1 protein-coding gene is annotated in these 871 nt (G+C 65.6%); it reads left to right on the top strand.

Features of this window, described 5'->3' with window-relative positions; translation table 11 throughout:
- Nucleotides 1-871 (top strand): zinc-binding dehydrogenase (locus MKD38_RS30735; protein ID WP_252682443.1); only part of this gene is annotated, 871 nt, incomplete at both ends.

The raw sequence follows: 871 nt of genomic DNA on the forward strand, positions 1-871 counted from the left end.
CGGGCGTGACCTCGCTCAGGCCGGGCGACCACGTGATCCCGCTGTACACGCCGGAATGCCGCCAGTGCAAGTTCTGCCTGTCGCGCAAGACCAACCTGTGCCAGGCCATCCGCGCGACGCAAGGCAAGGGCCTGATGCCGGACGGGACCTCGCGCTTTTCGCTCGACGGCAAGCCCATCTTCCACTACATGGGCACCTCGACCTTTGCCAATCACATCGTGGTGCCGGAGATCGCGCTGGCGAAGATCCGCCCGGATGCGCCGTTCGACAAGGTCTGCTACATCGGCTGCGGCGTCACCACCGGCGTGGGCGCGGTGCTGTTCACCGCCAAGGTCGAGGCCGGCGCCAACGTGGTGGTGTTCGGCCTGGGCGGCATCGGCCTGAACGTGATCCAGGCGGCGAAGATGGTGGGCGCCGACAAGATCATCGGCGTCGACCTGAACCCGGCGCGCGAGGCGATGGCGCGCCAGTTCGGCATGACGCATTTCATCAACCCGAAAGAGGTCGAAAATGTTGTCGACCACATCATCCAGCTGACCGATGGCGGCGCCGACTATTCGTTCGAATGCATCGGCAATACCCAGGTCATGCGCCAGGCGCTGGAGTGCTGCCACAAGGGCTGGGGCAAGTCGATCATCATCGGCGTGGCCGAGGCCGGCGCGGAGATCTCGACGCGTCCGTTCCAGCTGGTGACCGGGCGCGAGTGGAAAGGCTCCGCCTTCGGCGGCGCGCGCGGCCGCACCGACGTGCCCAGGATCGTCGACTGGTACATGGAAGGCAAGCTCAATATCGACGACCTGATCACCCACACGCTGCCACTGGAGCGCATCAACGAGGGCTTCGACCTGATGAAGCGCGGCGAGTCGATCCG

The organism is Cupriavidus sp. WGlv3, assembly GCF_023952475.1.
GTDB classification, from domain to species: Bacteria; Pseudomonadota; Gammaproteobacteria; order Burkholderiales; family Burkholderiaceae; genus Cupriavidus; species Cupriavidus phytorum.